Genomic DNA, 19,053 nt, shown 5'->3' with positions numbered 1-19,053 from the left:
GTATACAAGTAAGACTTTTCATAAAAAGCTTGTTGATGCAGAGATGACACAAAGCATGTCCAGGGTTTCAAGATGCATAGACAACGGTCCCATGGAAGCATTCTGGGGAATGATGAAATCAGAGATGTATTATCTAAAAAAGTTCCGTTCATACGATGAGTTGGAAGATGCAATCAGTGAATACATATCGTACTACAATAACCATCGTTATCAAAAGCGACTGAACTGTATGGCTCCGCTAGAGTACAGACAGTATCTTTTGAGTACAGCTGCATAAACAATGATGCCAACCATAATTCAGTTGGCATCATAAAAATTTTTGTTTTTTTACTGTCTACTTGACAGGGGGCACTTTACCTTCCAAGGGTGGTTGTTCTTTTTCTTATTGCTTATCAGCCGGTTCTTTTTTTAAATAAGTTTGCAATTTTATATACAAGTCAGGATTTTCCCTTAAAAAATCTGCCAAACGATGAAAAGTTTCAATCGTGGATACGGAAAGATAATGTTCAATTGCTTCTGCTTCCGCCGCTACGTTGCAGGCGACTCCAAGCAGCGTTAAGAAATCCTGTATTATCTGATTGCGGTTAACTAAGAATTTGCCTAATTCTTTGCCCTTTTCGGTAAGGCTAATTTGTTCGTACGGTTGATATATGATATAATTTTGAGCTTTCAGTTTTCCGAGCGCCCTTGTAACCGAGGGGACTGCTACATTAAGCTTGCGGCCTATATCAGTAACCCTCACCGTGCTTTTTTGTAAAAGAAAACGATAAATTTCTTCCAAATAGTCTTCTAAACTGGGTGATAACATAGATTCTCCCCTCCTTATGTAAAATATTAACCGTTCGGAAAATTAATTTATTAGCTGACTTATAGATAAGATATAGCCGCTTACCATTTAAAAGACCACTAAAATAAATTTTTTAGTGGTCTTTTACTATTAAGATTAAAATTCTGTCATAACTATATGAGTCTCAACATATAATTAAGTTTTTTGTACAAAGTACCATTATTTAAAATTCTACATATTGTATCTTAGCTGTGACTAACATCCACAGAATTGCACAAGGGAGTGGCTATACATGAGAGAAGAACAAGTTTTATCCAATGTATCGGTGCTGGCGCCGGCAATACCGGGTGAAGCCGGTGAAACCAAAGAAAAGGCAAAGGGGCTGCTAAAGTATTTAGGCCCGGCGTTTGTCGTAAGTGTCGCTTATATGGACCCGGGGAACTTTGGCACCAATATTTCCGGTGGATCACAATTCGCTTACGATCTTCTTTGGGTTATTCTTTGGAGCAATATTATGGCAATCTTCGTGCAAACGTTATCGGCAAAACTGGGAATTGCCACGGGAGTCAACCTGCCGGAGCATTGCGGCCGGATATTTTCCCGGCCAGTGAACTGGGTATTTTGGTCGATAGCCACAGTGGCGGCTATGGCTACCGACCTTGCCGAGTTTCTGGGGGGAGTATTGGGATTTAATCTCTTATTCGGGATTCCGTTAATGTGGTCGGCTGCATTAACAGGGGTCATTACGTTTGTTATCTGTTATATGCAGAAATACGGACAGCAAATTGTTGAGCGGATTATCACTGTTTTAGTGGCGGTAATCAGCATTGCCTACGTTTGGGAGATGTTTATATCCAACCCGGACTGGAGTGCAGTCGTCTATCATACTGCGGTGCCAATGCTTAATTCGAATAGCATTCTGGTTGCGGTCGGCATGTTGGGCGCAACGGTGATGCCCCATGTTATTTATCTGCATTCCCAACTTGTTCAGCCAAGACGGACCGAATCCCTGGAAGACTGCAAACATCATTTCAAAATGGCTAAGTGGGAAGTTTTTATTGCCATGAATATTGCCTTTGTGATCAACGCCGCCATGGTAGTGGTTTCGGCTGCCGTTTTTAACGGCAACGGGATCGATGTGGATGGCATTGAGAAAGCCTATATGACCTTGCAACCCTTGATGGGAAATATGGCAGCGGGAGCCTTTGGGCTGGCGCTGCTGGCGTCCGGCTTATCTTCTTCTACGGTGGGAACAATGTCCGGGGAAGTGATTCTGAAGGGTTTTCTGGGTTTTGACATTCCGCTTACCATTCGCCGCCTGGTGACGATGGTTCCGGCGCTAGCAATTTTGATGTCGGGTATGGATCCGATGGAAGCGCTGGTTTATAGTCAGGTTATGTTAAGTTTTGCTCTGCCGGCGGCTATTATCCCATTGATGGTTCTGACGAATAAAGCAGACATTATGGGAAGATTTAAAAATAGCAGATTGACGAATTGGTTCGGTTGGGGGATCGTGGGCATAATTGTGGCGCTGAATGTAGTTTTGTTGTACCTGACTTTTACCGGGCAAGCCTGATCATTCCTTTTCATTTGTAGTTTCGCAAGGTCTTAGATAGTAACAGTCTATCGACAGAGCTTGCGAAATTTTTTTGTGGGACAGCAAAGACCCTTAAGGTCTTTCTTGATAACGAAAGAGACCTCTATTCCCAGCCGAAAAACAGGTGGAAATAAAGGTCTCGCTAAAGCAGAACGGCTGCCAGTAGAACCGGGCTTTCGCCAGTATGTCGATTCTACTTACGGGAGAAACCCCCGTTAGCTACTCCCCTTTATGGAAAGTAAGTTTCTTTTACCATATTGTATGATGAAGCGGTGGAGGATGACACCGTTTTCTAAATAAAAACTTATAGCGAGATTTGAAATGTGCTTGACAATTAAAACCAGGCTAGTATACTAAAATTGACAATTGAAGAACGTGAGGATAGGTGCCTACGGGCTTAATAGGGAAGTTGGTGCGAAGCCAACACGGTCCCGCCGCTGTAAAGGGGAGTAAACCTGCATTTATGTCACTGGAACTATGGTTTTGGGAAGGCGCAGGAATGCTATGATCCTAAGTCAGAAGAACTGCCTATTTTATAATCACCGTTTTACCTACGAGCGATGGGGAGGGGATTTTGTATGGATGCAATATAAAATCTCTATCACGAAGTGGTAGAGATTTTTTTATGGAATTTTAAATGTATTTTGGAGGCTAATTTATGCATATTGAAGACGGTATTCTACAGCCCAAGGCCTGGGGATTCTGGTATATGGTAATGGTTGTATTTATTATTCCCGGGATAAAAGAGATAAAAAGACGGGTTATGGAGAATCTCGCGTACAAGCCCTTTTTAGCTATGGTCGGGGTAGCTGTTTTTGTTATTTCCGCGCTCCATTTTCCGGTTCCGGTGACGGGTTCTTGTTCTCATCCCACTGGGACCGCCCTCGCCGCCATTCTCGTCGGTCCCTTTGCGACAGCCGTAATTTCAGCGATTGTCTTGTTTTTTCAGGCCATCTTTTTAGGTCATGGCGGAATCACCACAATTGGCGCCAACGATGTTTCCATGGGGATTGCGGGTGCGTTCTCCGGCTATTTTTGCTGGAAGGCGTTACGGGCGGGCCATGCGCCGATTTGGTTAGCCGCCGGTGTGGCAGGCTTTGTCGGGGACCTCGTTACCTATCTGGTCTCCGCATTTGAATTGGCGCAGAGCCTACACGGAAATCATTCGTTAACGAGTCAATGGATGATATTTTTCCTCGGCTATGCCCCTACGCAGGTCCCGATAGCGATCGCGGAATCCATCTTTACCGCCACGGTTCTTAAGGCTATTATCACTCGGCGTCCGGATTTGCTGCCTGCTTTTGTTTCCGCCGGGAATATAAAGCAAGGCGATACGAAAAAATTATAATGTAGGTGAAGATTATGGAAACGAAAAAAAAGGTCGCTTGGTTCGATAGCTTTACGCGAAATATGTTGATCGTAATGTTTGTCCTGTTATTTTTCATTTACGGCTCTGCTTATTATATGAATCTGTCGGGAATGAAAGGGGAGGGAACAGACGGCCTGGTTAATGACATGGCTTCCCGGACCACGCAGCAAGAACATCATCCGTTTATTGAATTGCCAGGCGATTCCGAGGTCAGCGCCTTTTCCGTTGCCAATCTTTTTGCCGGGTTAATAATTGGCTACAATTGGCGAAAACTTTCGGAAAAAGCGGAACAGAAGGATTGAATAATATGAATTTGGATATAGCCGGGAATCCTCCTTCAATTCACCGTATTGATGGAAGAGTAAAGACCTGTATTTTGCTGGCGGCTATTTTTGTCTCGGTTTTACTGCGGCACTGGTATTTAGTGGCCGGCCAGCTATTCGTAACAATCATCCTATATGCGGGTATGCCCTTTTCATGGAACATTCTTTTCCGCAGAATGGTATTGCCTTTTGGCATTGCCTGGTTAGTCTTTCTCGATTTGCTTTTTACGCAGGGACACAAGGTAATTGGCGTAATTACCATATTGAATCTGAGTTTTCCTCTCTATCAAGAGGGATTAGATACGGGGTTTCTGATTTTTTTACGTATCCTGACGGCTGTATCGACGGCAACCATTTTATCATTAAGTACTCCCATGGCGGAGATCCTGGCAACATTGCGTATGCTAAAGATTCCGGGTATAATCATTGATTTGGCGGAAATGATTTATCGCTATGTATTTCTGCTAAAAGAAACGGCGGAAGCTACCCGTCGGGCCCAATTAAGCCGCGGTGTTGGAGACCGTTCCTGGTTCCGGCAGATTCAGGACACGGGAGTTATCGCCGGCAACGTATTGATCAAAGCGTTAGAGCGGAGTATTCGCATTTATAAAGCGATGTTATCCCGTGGCTATGACGAGACTGCGGCTGCGCCGGATTATTTTTCTCAAAAGGTTGACCTGGCTGATTTTTTGATTGGATTTGGCTTAGGGATTGCCCTATTAAGTCTGCTGCTATTTGACTATATTGAATAAATCGATGAAAAGAAGGAACTTATGTGGAAACAATTTCTTTAAATAATGTTAACTTTTCATATCCTGGGGGAAATAAAGCATTGGAAAATATTAATTTTCAAGTTTCCGCCGGGGAGAGGGTGGCCGTTTTAGGCGCTAATGGGGCAGGGAAATCAACTCTTTTTCAACTTTTTAACGGTTTGCTGACGCCAAGTTCGGGGGAAGTTAAAATTAATGGACTGCCGGTAGAAAAGAAAAATTATAAAACGATACGCCGTATGGTGGGAATGGTTTTTCAAGACCCGGATGATCAACTCTTTTCTCCAACCGTTAAGCAGGAATTAAGCTATGGTTTGGTTAATTTAGGCGCACCCGCCGGTTCAATTGAGAAATCCGTAAAATGGGCATTACAGGTAGTTGGTCTTGAGGGATACGAAGACAAAAACCCATGCTATTTAAGCGGCGGGGAGAAAAAAAGGGTAGCCCTTGCCTCAGTTTTGGTCATGCGGCCGGAAGTACTGGTTTTGGATGAACCCACTGCCGCTTTGGACCCGCGCGGAGTTGCCCAATTGATCGCATTACTGAATGAAATCAACCATAATTTACATATAACTTTAGTTTTTTCGAGCCATGATGTAGATATGGTGCCATTATTGGCCGACCGGATTTATGTCATGAACCAGGGAAAGATTGCGCTTTCGGGAATGACCCGGGAAGTATTTTCTGAGGTTGACTTAATTCGTGAGAATAATCTCCGGTTGCCGCGTGTTGCTCATTTGACGGAAATTTTAAGGAAAGACGGGATGAAAGGTTCCTTGCCTTTACCGCTGACAATTGGGCAGGCGAGAGAAACTATGCGTCAAATAAGGGAAACGGATTAGAAAGACCGAAAAGGCTGTTATACCACTTTTTGCAGTCTGCGTCATTCGACAATAATTCTACTGAGAACGATAAAACTGATGAAATTTAACGTTTATACCTAAAAGCCCTGCGCCAGTTGGAATGAAGGCACAGGGCTTTATTATTGTTATAGCCAAAAAACTACTTTTTTAGTTGTTCCGACCCGGCCGTAGCAGAGGATCGATTACTAGCGAAAAATCATTCACCGAGTTATCCTTCTTCAACGGGATGCCGTTAATGAAAAAAGCGGGTACTTTTTTTAGCCCCAGGCTGTCTGCCTCGGCAATATCGGCGGCGATCCCTCCGTAAAGCGTTGTGTCGGCGGAATCAACGCTGAGCCGGATTTTTTCCTCCGGGGTCAGGCCAAGTTTATTTACCAAAGTTTGCAGTCCTGCGGCGCCTGTCTTCAAAACAGGCTGTTCGGCCATAGCCAGATCGTAAAATTGCCAGGCTTTGGCCGTATTCAGGCTGTAGAGAGCCTGAAAAGTCCGGGCGGCGGGTATTGCGAAAGGATGAACGGCAAGCGGCCTGTGTTTTAATTCCAGTTTGACCTGGCCGCCATATTTTTTTAGGACCTGGTCCACAACCGGCTTTGCCCGGGCGCAATGGGGACACTGAAAATCAACATACTCGACGACCGTAACTGGCGCCGCCGGATTACCGCGGATGGCCTGGGCGGTTTTGTCCGACCGTGGTTGTTTTGCCGGATAAATGTAGCCTAATAACGATTTTCTCAGGGAGCTGACATCTTTTACAAAGAGAACCGGTTGATCCTGTTCATTGAAGGCTTCGTAGCTAACCGTAGAATTGGCGGCATTGCGGACGATACCCACCCATACCCCGGTAGAATCCTGCCCCAGTATCAAGGCGCCGGCCTTGGCTTTTTCCGGTGATGTCTCTATTATCCAGCCGTTTGCGCTGGCATTGGTAAGCCATTCGGCGGAATCGCCGGTCCAATCAAGGCCGGGAGATGCCGCGTTTTTATCAAATTCCCTGGCAAAATAGCCTGTATCCTGTGAGAGGGAAAATCCTTTGTATAAGGGGCCGCTAACGGCATCGCAGCCACAATCCGGTTCCGCAGCCAACGAACCGTTATACGGAAACAGCAAGAGCAGCATGAATACTAGTATTTTAGTTATATTCTTCTTCATTTTAATCTCCATTGTTAAGGATAAATGTATAATTCATTCTTGAGCGCGGAAATTCCTTTTTGCAGGTATTAGACGTTAACAGCAGACCTATTGCTCGTAAGGAAAATTGAAACCCTGTTAACACCGAATAAAAAATTAAGTGTTAACAGGGTTTTCTTGAATACATTTGACTAAACTGCTTAAAGTAACTCAGGCATTCTCGCTTTCTTTTCTATCAAATAAGCCGGATTGCAAGATTTGAAGGGTAAGATGATAGGATTTTGCCGCTCCCTCGAAATAGAGATCGCCGTGATGCCGCTCCATATCTGTCGCCATTACTTGCAACCATTGCATAAATAATTGGGTATTAATCGTTTTATCACTTAGTATCATATGTATTTTCCTTTGGACCTCCTCGCTGTTAAATATTTACACTTCCTTATTTTAGATTTATCGTCCCGGGAAATAAACCGGAAAAAACAATTATTTTACCTCAATCTTGAGCAAAAGAAAGAGAAGTCTGCCATGTAATATGGCGGACTGCTTTGGCTCAGTTTAGATCGTTTTCAGGCTGGTTTGTTTGCGCCCTGAGCCCTGCTATGGATTATGTACCCATTTTTCGAAATTCGAGCGGTGTATGGCCCGTATATTCTTTAAACAGGCGGCAAAAGTAGTCCGGGGTGCTATAACCAAGCTTTTCGCTTATTTCATAATTTTTATAATCGCCGGTTCCCAAAAGATATTTGGCGTGTTCCATTTTTACTTTTGTTACATAATCAACGAAATTACAGCCTGTTTTCTGTTTGAATAGTTTACCGATATAATTTTTGCTAATGTGTATTTCTTTTTCCAGGTTATCCAGGGTAATATTTTCTTCAACATGGTTCATCACATAGCAGCAAGCCTTTTTTACCAGACTGTTCGAATGATGCAGTTCAAACTTCACGATTGTATTCAGCATAATGCTTATACAGCTCAGGAACCGCAGCTTAAGGTCACTGAGAGACTTTGCATTATTCAAGGCATCGTCGAAAGCCGGTTTTTTTAAGTTGGCCAGCCAGGGAAAATGCCGGTCAATTTCCTCACTTAGATTCTGAAGGAGCCCTTCCGCCAGCAGGCTTGTCTTATATAAGTCGTGGTCCGTTAACTTGTCCAATTCCAGGCAGATACGCACTGCCTCATCAAGAACATCATAGTTGCCTGCTAATATTAGATTCGTAAGTTTTTTTTCCTGGTTTTTCAAACAGTAAAAATTAAGATGATCTTCAAGCCTGGACTTTTGCAGCTCTTTTTCATCTAAATGCTTCTTGACCCGTTTCAGAACTTCACCTAAGACTTCTGAATCGATCGGTTTAATTATATAGTCGAATACGCCAAGACGTATGCCTTGTTGGGCATACTCAAAGTCGGTATACGTACTCATTATCATGAAACAACAATCTAAGTTCATGTTTTTAATTTCTTTTAGAAATTCGATTCCATCCATACCGGGCATTCTTATGTCAGTAATTACCAGATCAAAGTGTTCTGCAGCTAGTTTTTTTAATGCCGCTGTTCCGTCATGGGCTTCATCTTCAACAACAAAACCGTATGAGTTCCAGTCCAGAAAGTCTCTAAGCATACTGATTATAGACGGTTCATCATCGACAATCAGAACTTTATGCATACCGTATACCTCCAGCACAGCATTAGCATTACTGATTATACAGGTGATAGGAGTCTTTTTAGTTAATGTATCACAAAAATTTCCATTTTTCTATAGATGTTGTCTAAAAAGGTATTTTGTTGGATTTTAAATTGCAGATTATTGCAAATTAGGAGGACTTTCCTTTATCTATCAGAATGTAATTTTATGAACTTTTATGAAGGAGAACCAAGTAATATGGATTATTTTGAGCTATCGACATTTGGCGCGATTGCAGGGACACTTTCGATGTTATTTGTGTATATTTATCTTTATGCTCTTTATCGTGAACGCTATATGGGGTTATGGATTATCAGCTGGATTATTTTCTTTTCGCGAATTGCCCTTTTTGATTCTGGATTTTTTAACTGGAAGAATTCAATAGCCAATTTTATCGCCTATCAAATATTTTATCTTTCCGGGGCTATCCTAACTATTTATGCTATTAATATCTTTATTAATAAACCTCTTAAAAAGTACTGGTTATATGGTGCTGTGGCAGCTGTTGTTTTTAGTATGACAGCCGGCATTATGCAATTATCAGCAGGTTATAAACTAGCTCCGCTGTCTTGCTTTGCTACCGTTATGCTTTTTTATGTAGGTAAAGTATTTATTAATATTAACACATGTGGGTTGGGCAGGTATATCACTGGGGGCGCTTTTATTCTTTGGAGTATTTTAACGTTCGTAACCCCATTTTTTTCTTATGACAATGAACTGCCTTGGCGGATCAGCCTTATAGGTGGAATATTACGTTTCATCATTACTTCGGGCACGTTATTGGTATATTTTGAGAAGACGAGGGCGGACTTAATTAATGAGAAAAAATCTTTACAAGAAAGCAACCAGGAACTCAATCATTTTTGTCATTCCGTAGCTCATGATTTAAAATCCCCATTATTGTCAATCAATCAGCTTGCTAAACATATTGAACTTAACTACTCTGACAAATTTGACAATAAAGGAAAAGAGTTTTTCCGGCATATTCAAAAGAAATCAGCAGATGTTATTAATATTACAGACCATTTACTGGAACTCTCAAGAATGTCACAAAAGGAGATGGATGTAGAATTAATTAATTTAGAATCCTTGTTTTACGAGGTTTACGAAGAATTGATGAAACTTCAGCCTTCAAGACAGGTAGTTTTCACAATAAAGCATCTTCCTGATATCTATGGCGATCCTGTTATGATAAAAATATTGGTCATCAATATTCTTACCAATGCTTTAAAATATACCCGCAACCGGGAACGAGCGTTTATTGAAGTAGATTCGGCTGAAAATGAGAACGACTATATTATTTCGGTAAAAGACAATGGGGCAGGCTTTGATATGCGTTATTCTTATAAACTTTTCAAAATTTTCGAGAGACTTCATTCTGTTGATGAGTTTGAAGGAACGGGTATAGGACTTGTTGTATGTCAAAAAATTTTAAAAAGACACTGTGGTAAGGCTTGGATTACAGGAAAAGTAAACGAGGGAGCTACTTTTTTCTTTTGTTTTCCTAGAAATAGGCAAGTTCAGTCGTCTTACTCCACGGTTATTTCGCCGGATACGGCAAATCAGTAAGTGGAAAAGGTAATATACTTTTTTCTATAATCATTGTAAGGAGCGCAGTTAATGAAAAGCATTGTAACCCTAGCTTCATTTGCAAAAAACAAAGAACCAATAAAAATTGGTATTGCCACGACACCCGAAGAAAAAAGAGAAATCTACCGCTTTCGTTATACCATTTATGCTGATGAAGTAGCTTTTAATCTTATTTCAGTTGACCGGAAAAATAAGCTTTTATATGATCAAATGGACGAATGGGCCATCCTTTTTTATGCTCAGGTGGGGTCGACCCTTATTGCCACAGCAAGAACGAATATTGGCAAATTAACAGATTTCCCACCTGATGTAGTACAAATTTATCAAATGGATAAATTTAAAACATTTTATGATAAAAAGGATGATCCTAACTTTGCGGTAATTTCAAAAGGTATGATCGCTTCAGAATATCGCAGCTCACCGATTCTTAAATTTTTTATGGCAAGTCATTATGAATTATATTGCAATTATCAAGTACAGTTTGCTTTTATTAATTGCAATTTTCATCTGATTCCACTGTACGAGTATTTTGGGAATCAGCGTCTTGATAATAATAGTTTAGACCCTAATCTTGGCCCACAGAATAATTTCGTAATGGTGGTAGATGATATTCAGTATCTACGGGCAGTGGGGTCTCCCTTATTTCCAATTGCTTCTAGAAGAGCATCACAAAATAGCAAAGCCGTCGATTGGTTTAATTCGGAATTTTCTGCCGAAATTAAAGCCACCGTGAATAGCCAGATTACCTCGCCAGATACATTGTGGTCTATTATTAGTCAATACCTCGGAGATATACCTAATAAAGTCATAGCACCATTAAAAGATTTATCCGTTCCGGAAGCCAAGCTATTTTTGCATTCCTGCGGCATCATTGTTCATTGTCATGCCGGTGACTATATTACCATGGGCAGCAATGCCAGCCAGGAACTGATCATCCTGTTGTCCGGAATGGCACAGTCATCTTTGCAGGGCAGGATTTGGCCGGGCCAGGTTTGCGGGGCCAATGGTTTAGAAAATCGGACCACCCATCCGTCCAGTGTTGTAGCCGTTAGTGATGCCAACATATTAGTCTTGTCTTATCATTATTTTAAGAAATTCAGAAAGAGCTATCCCGATATAGCCTATAAGATACTGAAGAATTTGCACGAAGAAGATGTTTCCCAATAAGCAAGGTTTTCGTTATCTTCGTTGATAAAATTTTTTACTACAAATGGGGGGATTTGTCACATTTTTGTCACAAAATGCCAGTATAATAAAAAACAGACACAATCTCCTTCAATTTAGCCCTTATTTCTGTGAGGGCTTATCTTTTTGGGCCGGCAGATTCCGGTTGGGTTGCCGGATTTTTGGCGATTTATTAGAATTTCGTTAGAAATTTGTAACAAATTTGTAACAGTAGAACAATACAATTTAAGTAAATAAGGAGGTAATGTAAATGAGTAAAAAAATAGTAGTAATGCTGCTTTGCTTATTTGTTCTGGGCTTTGCATCCACGGTAAGCGCTCAGGCCGGGCAGCACCCTTTGACAAATTTAAGCTGGCAAGTAACCATCGGCGATGATTCTCCGCCGCCGGAGCCACAGGATCCACCGCCCCAGCCGCCGCCGGACCCGCCTAGGCATCATCACAAACCGGCGCCGCCACCGCCGCAGGATCCCGATGGTCCGCCGCCGGGACTATAAGTCGATTCATTTAAACAGGCTTTGGATCCGGTTAAACGAACTCAAAGCATTTCCGACCCTCACTTTGGTGGGGGTTTTTATTTATAAATATTTTCAATAATCGCATGTTGCGTATTGTCAAAAAGTATCGAAATATGTAGAATATAATATGTACATATTATGTAAATTTTAAAGGAGGGCAGTTATTTCTTGAATTTTTTAAACAACATGAAAGTAGTCCGAAAACTGGGTCTGTTAGCTTTGATCGCGTTTCTCGCTTTGGGCTTTATTGGTTATACGGGGTATTATTATTTGCAGCAGTCTAATACCCGAATGAACGCTATGTATGCCGAACGGCTGATTCCTGTCAAGACTTTAAATGAAGTAAGTACCTTTGTAGAGAAATCAAATGCAGCCATCATGGAATTAATGATTACAACAGATGATAGTAAAAATCAAGAGTTGCAGCAAATTCTTGAGGACAGGGCGACGAAAATAAAGGATGATCTTGACAAAATTGGAAAGTTACCTTTAGATCCCAAGGCGAAAAAATTATTTTCTCAAGTGCAAACATCCAGGCAAAGATATCTGGAGGCCAGGACCAAAGTAATTGATCTGGCAATGCAGAATAAAAATGCGGAAGCTTATGCACTATATGTTGCCAGTGTAGATCCGGTGGAGCGGGAATATATAAATCAGATCACTGAGCTTAGCAATCATTATACGGAGTTATCCAATAAAATGGATGTCGATAACCAGACGGCCTTCGAAAAAGCGAAATACATCATGATAGGCATCTTTTTCCTGGCGTTTGTAATATTAGGATTGGGCGGATTGTTTGTTACGGGAAGCATAACCAGACCATTAACTACAATGGTATCGGCATGTAAAGAATTTGCCGCCGGGGACTTCCGGGATAAACCGCGCAAGGTAAGGCGAAAGGATGAGATTGGTCAAGTGGCGGATGCGCTGGTAGACATGCGAAACAGTATCCGCGCGCTGCTAAAGCAGATTAATGTTTCTACCGAGCAAGTGGCTGCTTCTTCGGAAGAGTTAACGGCCAGTGCCGACCAGTCGGCTCAGGCCGCCGGCCAGGTGGCGGGTTCCATTACGGATGTAGCTCACGGGATGGCGGATCAGTCGGCTGCGGTAAACGATACTTCCGCTATAATACAGCAGATGTCGGCCAGTATTCAGCAAATTGCCGCTAACGCCCAGGACGTAGCCAAACAATCAGGGCAAGCAGCGAATAAAGCCAATGAAGGGAACCGGTCGATTGATAAAGCGGTAAGCCAAATGAGCCATATCGAGCAGACTGTAACGGCTTCCGCCGGGATTGTAGCCAAACTCGGCGAACGGTCGAATGAGATAGGCCGGATTGTAGATACCATTGCCGGTATTGCCGGTCAGACTAATTTATTAGCTCTGAATGCCGCCATTGAAGCCGCCCGGGCCGGAGAACAGGGGCGCGGTTTTGCCGTAGTGGCGGATGAAGTGCGTAAATTGGCTGAACAGTCCCAGGAGGCGGCGAAACAGATTGCGGACCTGATTAGTGAAATTCAGGGCGATACCAATAGAGCGGTTACGGCGATGAATGACGGCACGCGAGATGTAAAAATAGGAACGGAAGTCGTAACCATCTCCGGACAAGCTTTCCGGGAGATCACGGCGCTGGTAAAGCAGGTATCCGGACAAATCAATGAAATTTCCGCCGCCATTGAGCAGATGGCTGCCGGCAGCCAGCAGATTGTCGGGTCGGTAAAGCGAATTGATGAACTCAGCAAAAAGGCGTCGGGAGAGACCCAGACAGTCTCGGCGGCAACAGAAGAACAATCGGCCTCCATGGAGGAAATCGCTGCATCAAGCCAGGCGCTGGCAAAACTGGCAATGGACCTCCGGGAAGCAGTCGGTAAATTTCAAGTTTAGAAATATAATCCCCCACGGTCGTGGGGGATTATATTTTTCCGTCTTCCTCCCAAGGAAGGTATACATTCCGGCCGCCGGCGATACGGATAACGGCCCGCCGGTAGGCGTCTTTCTCGTTGCAATTCTGCAATGCCCGGCGGACCGCTTCGTGCTTTAGGGCATAACTGCGCATATCTTCCGCGTCTTCTTCAAAACGTTGAGCGGCATGGGTGAGAAGAAACTCGCGGGTTTCTGCGGCGGTAACGGTGCTCAAGAGCATGCCGAGATGACGCAGGCAGACTCCTTCTGAATGGCGGTACCCGTTCCGGCCTGCGGTCTCGCTAATGAATCTGGCGAGACGCCGGATATAGTCCTCCTCAGCCCGTTGCAGAAGGCCGCAAACCCGGCAGCTCCGGGAGTCGTGCAGTAACCGCCGCATCCCGTCTTTGGCTGCGGGGGCGGCGATTATTTCTTTCAGACGGCGGGCAGCCTCGTCAGCCAGCCGCGCATAGCCGACGGAGGCGCCGTGGGGGGAGGAGACCGCCAGCAACTGCCAGGTATGGAACGGGCAGAATCCTAGTTCTGCGGCAAATTCCGCCTGGGCCTGCTCCTCCGTGCTGAGCCGGTACTGCCAATGGGCAAAGAACTTTGCGGCCTGTCCCGTGATATATTGGCAAACCGGACAGCCTCTTGTTTGTAAATCCGCCGCAATATTTGCTGCCGCAGGCATTGGCGCATCTTGGGCAGTTACCACTGCCGGATCCGTTTGAGCTGTGCTGGACGGCGGGACTTCCGGTATTTCCGCCTCTGTCATGCGGCCTTGAAGGATACCGGCATGCAATGCCGCCAGTTTTTTTCTTGCCTCTTTCACTGCCGCTGCGGCAGTATAGGGGTCACGGGGAAGTGTGGCGGATTTTTCCTTTTGTATCGTACTGGCTCGGGCTTCTAAAGCAGCTTTGCCGAAAGTGCCTTGTGTCGTTTCTTCATCCAGAATTTGCAACGCTTTATGAGCCACTGCGCCCAGGAAAGCGGCCGTCTTTTCCCCGGACAGAAAGGATGCCAGCGCTTCTTCGAGAACCTTGAGGCCGCTTTGTTCGTAAAGCACAGCATCACCCTCCGTTTTAGCGGCAAGACCCAGGCGGGCGGAAACCGGAAAGATCTTTATAGGGTTGAGGCCGGTTTGTTCGCGGACCGCTTCGGCTATAAATTTAAGAATTTCGTCGCGCTCGTTATCTGTTACGAGGTCGGTCTTATTGACCACGAAGAAAATTCGGTCCATATATTGCCGGATCTCTTTTAGAAACGCCAATTCCACACTGGTCATCGGCGTATCGACACTAGTAACAAACAGTGCGGCATCGCATTCCGGCAGAAACTCGTAGGTAGTTAACGTGTTGGACGTGATTGCCGAGCCAACGCCCGGTGTATCCACGAATTCGACTCCCCGCCGCAGGAACGGCACCGGTAATTCCACACAGGCAGTCTTCACTTTCAGGCGATTGGCCGGATTTCCTTTTTCCGTTACATAACCGGCAAGGGCGGAAACCGGCAATTCATCCGGGAAAATCGAGTCTTCACGATTTACCGCCAGCCGCTCCGCCGGCCCGTATTTAAGCACCGTAATAGCGGAGGTAAGAGGCAGTACACCGGTAGGCAGGAGTTCGCGCCCGATAATGGCATTCATGAGCGAACTCTTGCCGCGTTTGAATTGCCCAAGCATTGCCAGGGTGAAGCGGTCTTCGGCCAGTTTTACCAATAGTTCTTCGCACTGCCCTTCGCCGCGGTTCCGGCCAAGGGCTGCCAACGCCTCGCGCACAATGCGCAGTTGCTCCGCCAGCGCCAGTTTGGCCTGCGTGTAGGCCCGTAGCTTTTCCAGATCCGGATTGACTTCAGCTAACGGGTTTGCGCCGTCCGCAATCCCGGCAGGAGTTTCGGAAGTAGGTTCTATGGTCATGCTGCACCATCCTCTTAGGAGTTATCATCTGCTGCCAAATATATTGATATACAAATCTTCGCCAAAACTGGTTTGCAGGGGTTCGCCTTCGGCCAGCCTAAAAGTCCGTTTCCCGTCATTTTGTCTTTCCGCCCGCAAAAAAAGGACCGTTTCCTTTTTTTGCTCATAAAAGCCGTGGGCAAATTCATATAAATGGGTCACGCAGAAAACCCGGATGCGTTTTTGCAATAACGCACCAAGGATCTGCCTGGCAATCTCCGAGCCTTCCCGTTCATTGGTCGCGGCGAACGATTCATTAAACAGCACAATGGAATTAGCCGACAATTTATCAATAATATCGCTCATTCTGCCGAGTTCTTCATCCAGTTTTCCGCTGGTCATGGTTGGGTCTTCTTCCCGTTTGTAGTGTGTGAACAGGTTGTCGCAGACACTGGAACAGAAGGAGCCGGCCGGTACGAACATACCGCATTGCATCATCAACAGGGATAAGCCGGCACTGCGCAAAAAGGTTGATTTGCCGCCCTGATTGGCGCCGGTAATGATAACAAGGTCTTTATGATCCGCCTGCACCGTGTTGCCCACAATTTTTTGCTGCAGGGTTAACGCCAGACAGACATCGTACAGTTCCCGGCAGGAAAATTTATGCTCGCCGGACTCCGCTATCAAGGGAAAGGCAATGGGCTCTCCCAGTTGAACAAGTTGTCCGTGTAAGTTCAAGCAGCCGACATAGAAGGCCAGTTCAGTCCGCAACAGAGTAAAAAAACTGAGAATATGTTCGGTGGACTGGGCGAGGGCGTTGGCCACAAGGTTAATGCCTCTGTCTCTTAATTCCGACAGGGATCTGGCGCCGCTTTCATCCCGGGCATGAATCTCAATCGTATAAGCAGGCGGTTTCTTGGCCAGGAACCGCTGCAGCCAACTCTCTTTTTTATCCGGCGATTTACGGAGGACATAATTGGCGCCTATATTTCCCTTGCCCAATTCGGCGCTAAGCAAAACTCCGTCACGAAATTTGAGTTCTTTGAGATGCTGTTGAGCGCCGGTGAAATATTCGTCAGTCAGTTCCTGCTTCAGCATCGCAAGAAACGCGGTGAACCCCTCCGATTCAAATTGGGCAGCCTGTGTATCGGCGATATGCTTAAGCCTTTTCAGCATATCCAGAAGCATTTGCAGTGCCTCCAGCGCACTATGCAAGATCCCGGCGGGATAACGGGTAAAAATACCAAAATAATATTTTTGCCTTTTTTTCTCAATGGTTTCTACCGCGATAGCGTAGAGTTCTCTGACGACAGCGGGATTTTTCAGACAATCCTTCAAAATTGCCTGGCGATACCGGATTGCGTCCAGGTCGCTTAATCCGGATAAAATGGCTTTTCTGGCCACATCGAAGAGGAACTGGTCGCCGAGGGCCATGGCGTTGAACAGCGTGTTTAATTCGAGGTCCTGGGTTAATGCTTGCTCATTAGCCGGTAAGCCCTGCTGCAGATCGAAATCCTGGTCTTTATACATCAGGAAAGCTTTCATAATTGGAGGCGCTCCTTTAAACAATCGTAAGTAAGACGGTATTTTTCGGCAATGAAAATGGCATAAGAAAGTCCGTCGGCAGGCTTTCTTATTATCTTATAAGTCCTGCTGGCCGGATTTTCCGGCGCGACCGTGCTAACCATGCTTACGGTTTTTTCGCTGCAAGCGGCCAATTCATCGATAAAAGTTACACAAACGCATAATAAATCCAATTGACTGATTCGTTGCATGATTTTTCTACCCAGAAGCGCGGCGTCTTTTAGGGTGGTGGAAGTGAAAATTTCATTTAGGATGATGATACTGCTTGCCGTGGCCTGATTGAGAATGTGATAAATCCGGACCAGATCGTCCTCCAGTTTGCCACGGAGATTCTCAATCGCTTCCTCTTTTTCAAAATGGGTAAAGAGCCTGTCGCAGAGAAACAGTTGTGCCTCCCGCCCCGGAACGGGACAGCCGATACCGGCCAGATAATGAAGCTGGCCGAACATGCGGGCGAAAGTTGTTTTTCCTCCCTGATTCGGACCGGTCACGACCAGAATGCGCTCCTTATCTGTCAGTTGAAAATCATTACCTACGACCCGGGCATTTTCGGCAAGGAGTTTATGGGCCAGGGCCAGATCAAATCCTGCATAATTATGGACTTCTTTGCACTGGTCCGAAATTTGCGGATAACAAAACGGTAAGCCCGCCCGTTTAAAGGTTGCTATATAGTCCAGGTAGGCGACATAGAATTGGATTTCCCGGTCAAAGCGGCTAATCTTTTCAGCCACAAAATGACTGTAGTTCCGGCAATAATCATCTAGCCTTAAAAATATTTCGGGGTGCAACTTGGCTGCCAGGTCCAGTACTTGCGCTTCCACATGATTCAGGCCCGTATCGGTGGCAAGTTTGATCCGGTAATCGGTCACCGCGCCTTGTTTGAATTTCGCGAAGGTTTCGTCCACGACGGCGCTGTAGTCAATTTCCGCTGCATAGTTACGGACCGTAATGCGGCTGTCCTTGATGAGCAGGCAATAGCTTACGGTGGACAAATCCGCTTTAAGCTGCTCCGTTGCCGTAAAAAGCGTTGTAAACTCTTCGGATTGGGCGTAGTCTGTTAGATATTCACGAAAGGCCAGTAGCCCGTGTGACGCAAGGTCTGCTGCGGTTAAGTCCTGCACCAGGCATTGAACGGCTTCGCAATAAGTATCCACCGCCGTCAGGAACCAGCCTTCTTTATTATAGCGGTAGGAAAGCTGATTGATTAGGTTTAGATGACGCAGCATGGCGCGCATTCTCCGGGCAAATGCTTTTATATTCTCCAACAGAACGGCATTTTCAAGATCTTGCATGATCTCATACCGGTATTTGACTGCGTCGGGATCGTGCAGGGAAGTATAGAAAAACGGTTTTAAATTGTATTCCTCCTTGCCGAAGGTGATGGCGCTGATAATTTGATCCAGATTTAAATCGGGGAAAAAGCCGGGTTCTTCCACGCTTTCACTGCTGACGCCGTCTTCCGTTTTAACAAACAGGATACTGTGAAAAGCCAAGGGGGAAGCACCTCCTTTAAAAAAACAGACTCCTACTACTCATTGTGAGTAGTAGGAGTCATTACCGTAGCACGGGTTGAGGCGAACTCCATCGCCTTGTAAGTTAGTTTCATTATAACAGCCCGCTTTCGCCGCCGTCAATCCTGATTTTGAAGGCCAGGGAAATTCAATATTTACGTACAGGCAAATATAGGTTGACGCCGGCATAGCGCGGCGAATATAATAAAAATAAGCAATGGGCGATGGAGTTCGCCATAAATCCGTAAAAGCGGTAATGACTCCTACCGGAATTCTGGTAGGAGTTTTTTACGTGTTCCATTGGTTGTGGGGCATGTAAGACGCCTGCCTTGATAATCTCTGATAATCA

17 protein-coding genes and 3 riboswitches are annotated in these 19,053 nt (G+C 44.9%); of the genes, 10 read left to right on the top strand and 7 right to left on the bottom strand.

Annotated features, from left to right (window positions below; translation table 11 throughout):
* On the top strand, positions 1-277 hold a 277-nt coding region (locus LUCIF_RS25095; RefSeq protein ID WP_165866056.1), incomplete at its 5' end, for an IS3 family transposase.
* A gap of 105 nt (positions 278-382) precedes the next feature.
* Here LUCIF_RS25095 and LUCIF_RS25090 read toward each other — a convergent pair.
* Complete coding sequence (locus LUCIF_RS25090; protein ID WP_122630626.1) at positions 383-808, bottom strand: metal-dependent transcriptional regulator; 426 nt, start codon at positions 806-808, stop codon at positions 383-385.
* A 271-nt stretch (positions 809-1,079) separates the two neighbouring features.
* Here LUCIF_RS25090 and LUCIF_RS25085 point away from each other — a divergent pair, with 271 nt between their 5' ends.
* The 5 genes from LUCIF_RS25085 to LUCIF_RS25065 all read left to right on the top strand — a co-directional run bounded on the left by LUCIF_RS25085 (position 1,080) and on the right by LUCIF_RS25065 (position 5,688).
* Positions 1,080-2,363, top strand: a complete 1,284-nt coding sequence (locus LUCIF_RS25085; RefSeq protein WP_122630624.1) for an Nramp family divalent metal transporter — start codon at positions 1,080-1,082, stop codon at positions 2,361-2,363.
* A 387-nt stretch (positions 2,364-2,750) separates the two neighbouring features.
* Positions 2,751-2,930, top strand: a riboswitch (cobalamin riboswitch).
* 112 nt (positions 2,931-3,042) lie between these two features.
* Positions 3,043-3,732: an energy-coupling factor ABC transporter permease gene (locus LUCIF_RS25080; RefSeq protein WP_122630622.1), complete on the top strand. Its 690-nt coding sequence runs from the start codon at positions 3,043-3,045 to the stop codon at positions 3,730-3,732.
* Between the two features lie 62 nt (positions 3,733-3,794).
* On the top strand, positions 3,795-4,055 hold the full coding sequence (locus LUCIF_RS25075) for a hypothetical protein (RefSeq protein WP_207858451.1): 261 nt from the start codon (positions 3,795-3,797) through the stop codon (positions 4,053-4,055).
* 5 nt (positions 4,056-4,060) lie between these two features.
* Entirely contained in the window at positions 4,061-4,828 is a 768-nt protein-coding gene (gene cbiQ, locus LUCIF_RS25070; protein ID WP_122630619.1) for a cobalt ECF transporter T component CbiQ, read from the top strand.
* Between the two features lie 23 nt (positions 4,829-4,851).
* Entirely contained in the window at positions 4,852-5,688 is an 837-nt protein-coding gene (locus tag LUCIF_RS25065; RefSeq protein WP_122630617.1) for an energy-coupling factor ABC transporter ATP-binding protein, read from the top strand.
* A gap of 168 nt (positions 5,689-5,856) precedes the next feature.
* Here LUCIF_RS25065 and LUCIF_RS25060 read toward each other — a convergent pair whose 3' ends face one another.
* The 3 genes from LUCIF_RS25060 to LUCIF_RS25050 all read right to left on the bottom strand — a co-directional run bounded on the left by LUCIF_RS25060 (position 5,857) and on the right by LUCIF_RS25050 (position 8,503).
* Positions 5,857-6,870: a DsbA family protein gene (locus LUCIF_RS25060; protein WP_122630615.1), complete on the bottom strand. Its 1,014-nt coding sequence runs from the start codon at positions 6,868-6,870 to the stop codon at positions 5,857-5,859.
* A gap of 177 nt (positions 6,871-7,047) precedes the next feature.
* Positions 7,048-7,230 carry a hypothetical protein gene (locus LUCIF_RS25055; protein ID WP_122630613.1) on the bottom strand — a complete coding sequence of 61 codons (183 nt, stop codon included), beginning with the start codon at positions 7,228-7,230 and terminating at the stop codon, positions 7,048-7,050.
* A gap of 211 nt (positions 7,231-7,441) precedes the next feature.
* Positions 7,442-8,503, bottom strand: a complete 1,062-nt coding sequence (locus tag LUCIF_RS25050) for a response regulator transcription factor (protein ID WP_122630611.1) — start codon at positions 8,501-8,503, stop codon at positions 7,442-7,444.
* 216 nt (positions 8,504-8,719) lie between these two features.
* Between LUCIF_RS25050 and LUCIF_RS25045 the strand changes: the two genes are divergently transcribed.
* From LUCIF_RS25045 to LUCIF_RS25030, 4 genes are all read left to right on the top strand, one after another.
* Complete coding sequence (locus LUCIF_RS25045; protein ID WP_165866167.1) at positions 8,720-10,090, top strand: ATP-binding protein; 1,371 nt, start codon at positions 8,720-8,722, stop codon at positions 10,088-10,090.
* Between the two features lie 51 nt (positions 10,091-10,141).
* Positions 10,142-11,278: a Crp/Fnr family transcriptional regulator gene (locus LUCIF_RS25040; protein WP_122630607.1), complete on the top strand. Its 1,137-nt coding sequence runs from the start codon at positions 10,142-10,144 to the stop codon at positions 11,276-11,278.
* 268 nt (positions 11,279-11,546) lie between these two features.
* Positions 11,547-11,792 carry a hypothetical protein gene (locus LUCIF_RS25035; RefSeq protein WP_122630605.1) on the top strand — a complete coding sequence of 82 codons (246 nt, stop codon included), beginning with the start codon at positions 11,547-11,549 and terminating at the stop codon, positions 11,790-11,792.
* 207 nt (positions 11,793-11,999) lie between these two features.
* The gene (locus LUCIF_RS25030; protein WP_207858444.1) at positions 12,000-13,697 is read left to right on the top strand and encodes a methyl-accepting chemotaxis protein; all 1,698 of its coding nucleotides are present in this window, start codon (positions 12,000-12,002) and stop codon (positions 13,695-13,697) included.
* A gap of 28 nt (positions 13,698-13,725) precedes the next feature.
* Here LUCIF_RS25030 and LUCIF_RS25025 read toward each other — a convergent pair whose 3' ends face one another.
* The 3 genes from LUCIF_RS25025 to LUCIF_RS25015 are packed head-to-tail and all read right to left on the bottom strand — an operon-like array spanning position 13,726 to position 18,686.
* Positions 13,726-15,630 (bottom strand): DUF6062 family protein, encoded by a 1,905-nt coding sequence (locus LUCIF_RS25025; protein WP_122630601.1) that lies wholly within the window; start codon positions 15,628-15,630, stop codon positions 13,726-13,728.
* A gap of 24 nt (positions 15,631-15,654) precedes the next feature.
* On the bottom strand, positions 15,655-17,154 hold the full coding sequence (locus tag LUCIF_RS25020; RefSeq protein ID WP_122630599.1) for a MutS-related protein: 1,500 nt from the start codon (positions 17,152-17,154) through the stop codon (positions 15,655-15,657).
* Positions 17,151-18,686: a MutS-related protein gene (locus LUCIF_RS25015; protein ID WP_122630597.1), complete on the bottom strand. Its 1,536-nt coding sequence runs from the start codon at positions 18,684-18,686 to the stop codon at positions 17,151-17,153. Before LUCIF_RS25015 ends, LUCIF_RS25020 begins: the two co-directional genes overlap by 4 nt.
* A gap of 45 nt (positions 18,687-18,731) precedes the next feature.
* Positions 18,732-18,791, bottom strand: a riboswitch (Fluoride riboswitch).
* A gap of 124 nt (positions 18,792-18,915) precedes the next feature.
* A riboswitch (Fluoride riboswitch) is annotated at positions 18,916-18,977 on the top strand.
* The last annotated feature ends 76 nt before the right edge of the window (positions 18,978-19,053 follow it).

Origin of the sequence: Allolucifera butyrica, assembly GCF_900476375.1 — a bacterium.
GTDB lineage: Bacteria > Bacillota > Negativicutes > Sporomusales > UPPP01 > Lucifera > Lucifera butyrica.
The sequence above is the reverse complement of the archived record's forward strand: the minus strand, read 5'-3'. Positions and strand labels throughout refer to the sequence as shown.

Coding starts and splice junctions, on each gene's coding strand:
- LUCIF_RS25090 (WP_122630626.1), bottom strand. CDS start 808: ATGTTATCACCCAGTTTAGAAGACTATTTGGAAGAAATTTATCGTTTT.
- LUCIF_RS25085 (WP_122630624.1), top strand. CDS start 1,080: ATGAGAGAAGAACAAGTTTTATCCAATGTATCGGTGCTGGCGCCGGCA.
- LUCIF_RS25080 (WP_122630622.1), top strand. CDS start 3,043: ATGCATATTGAAGACGGTATTCTACAGCCCAAGGCCTGGGGATTCTGG.
- LUCIF_RS25075 (WP_207858451.1), top strand. CDS start 3,795: ATGTTGATCGTAATGTTTGTCCTGTTATTTTTCATTTACGGCTCTGCT.
- cbiQ (WP_122630619.1), top strand. CDS start 4,061: ATGAATTTGGATATAGCCGGGAATCCTCCTTCAATTCACCGTATTGAT.
- LUCIF_RS25060 (WP_122630615.1), bottom strand. CDS start 6,870: ATGGAGATTAAAATGAAGAAGAATATAACTAAAATACTAGTATTCATG.
- LUCIF_RS25055 (WP_122630613.1), bottom strand. CDS start 7,230: ATGATACTAAGTGATAAAACGATTAATACCCAATTATTTATGCAATGG.
- LUCIF_RS25050 (WP_122630611.1), bottom strand. CDS start 8,503: ATGCATAAAGTTCTGATTGTCGATGATGAACCGTCTATAATCAGTATG.
- LUCIF_RS25045 (WP_165866167.1), top strand. CDS start 8,720: ATGGATTATTTTGAGCTATCGACATTTGGCGCGATTGCAGGGACACTT.
- LUCIF_RS25040 (WP_122630607.1), top strand. CDS start 10,142: ATGAAAAGCATTGTAACCCTAGCTTCATTTGCAAAAAACAAAGAACCA.
- LUCIF_RS25035 (WP_122630605.1), top strand. CDS start 11,547: ATGAGTAAAAAAATAGTAGTAATGCTGCTTTGCTTATTTGTTCTGGGC.
- LUCIF_RS25030 (WP_207858444.1), top strand. CDS start 12,000: ATGAAAGTAGTCCGAAAACTGGGTCTGTTAGCTTTGATCGCGTTTCTC.
- LUCIF_RS25025 (WP_122630601.1), bottom strand. CDS start 15,630: ATGACCATAGAACCTACTTCCGAAACTCCTGCCGGGATTGCGGACGGC.
- LUCIF_RS25020 (WP_122630599.1), bottom strand. CDS start 17,154: ATGAAAGCTTTCCTGATGTATAAAGACCAGGATTTCGATCTGCAGCAG.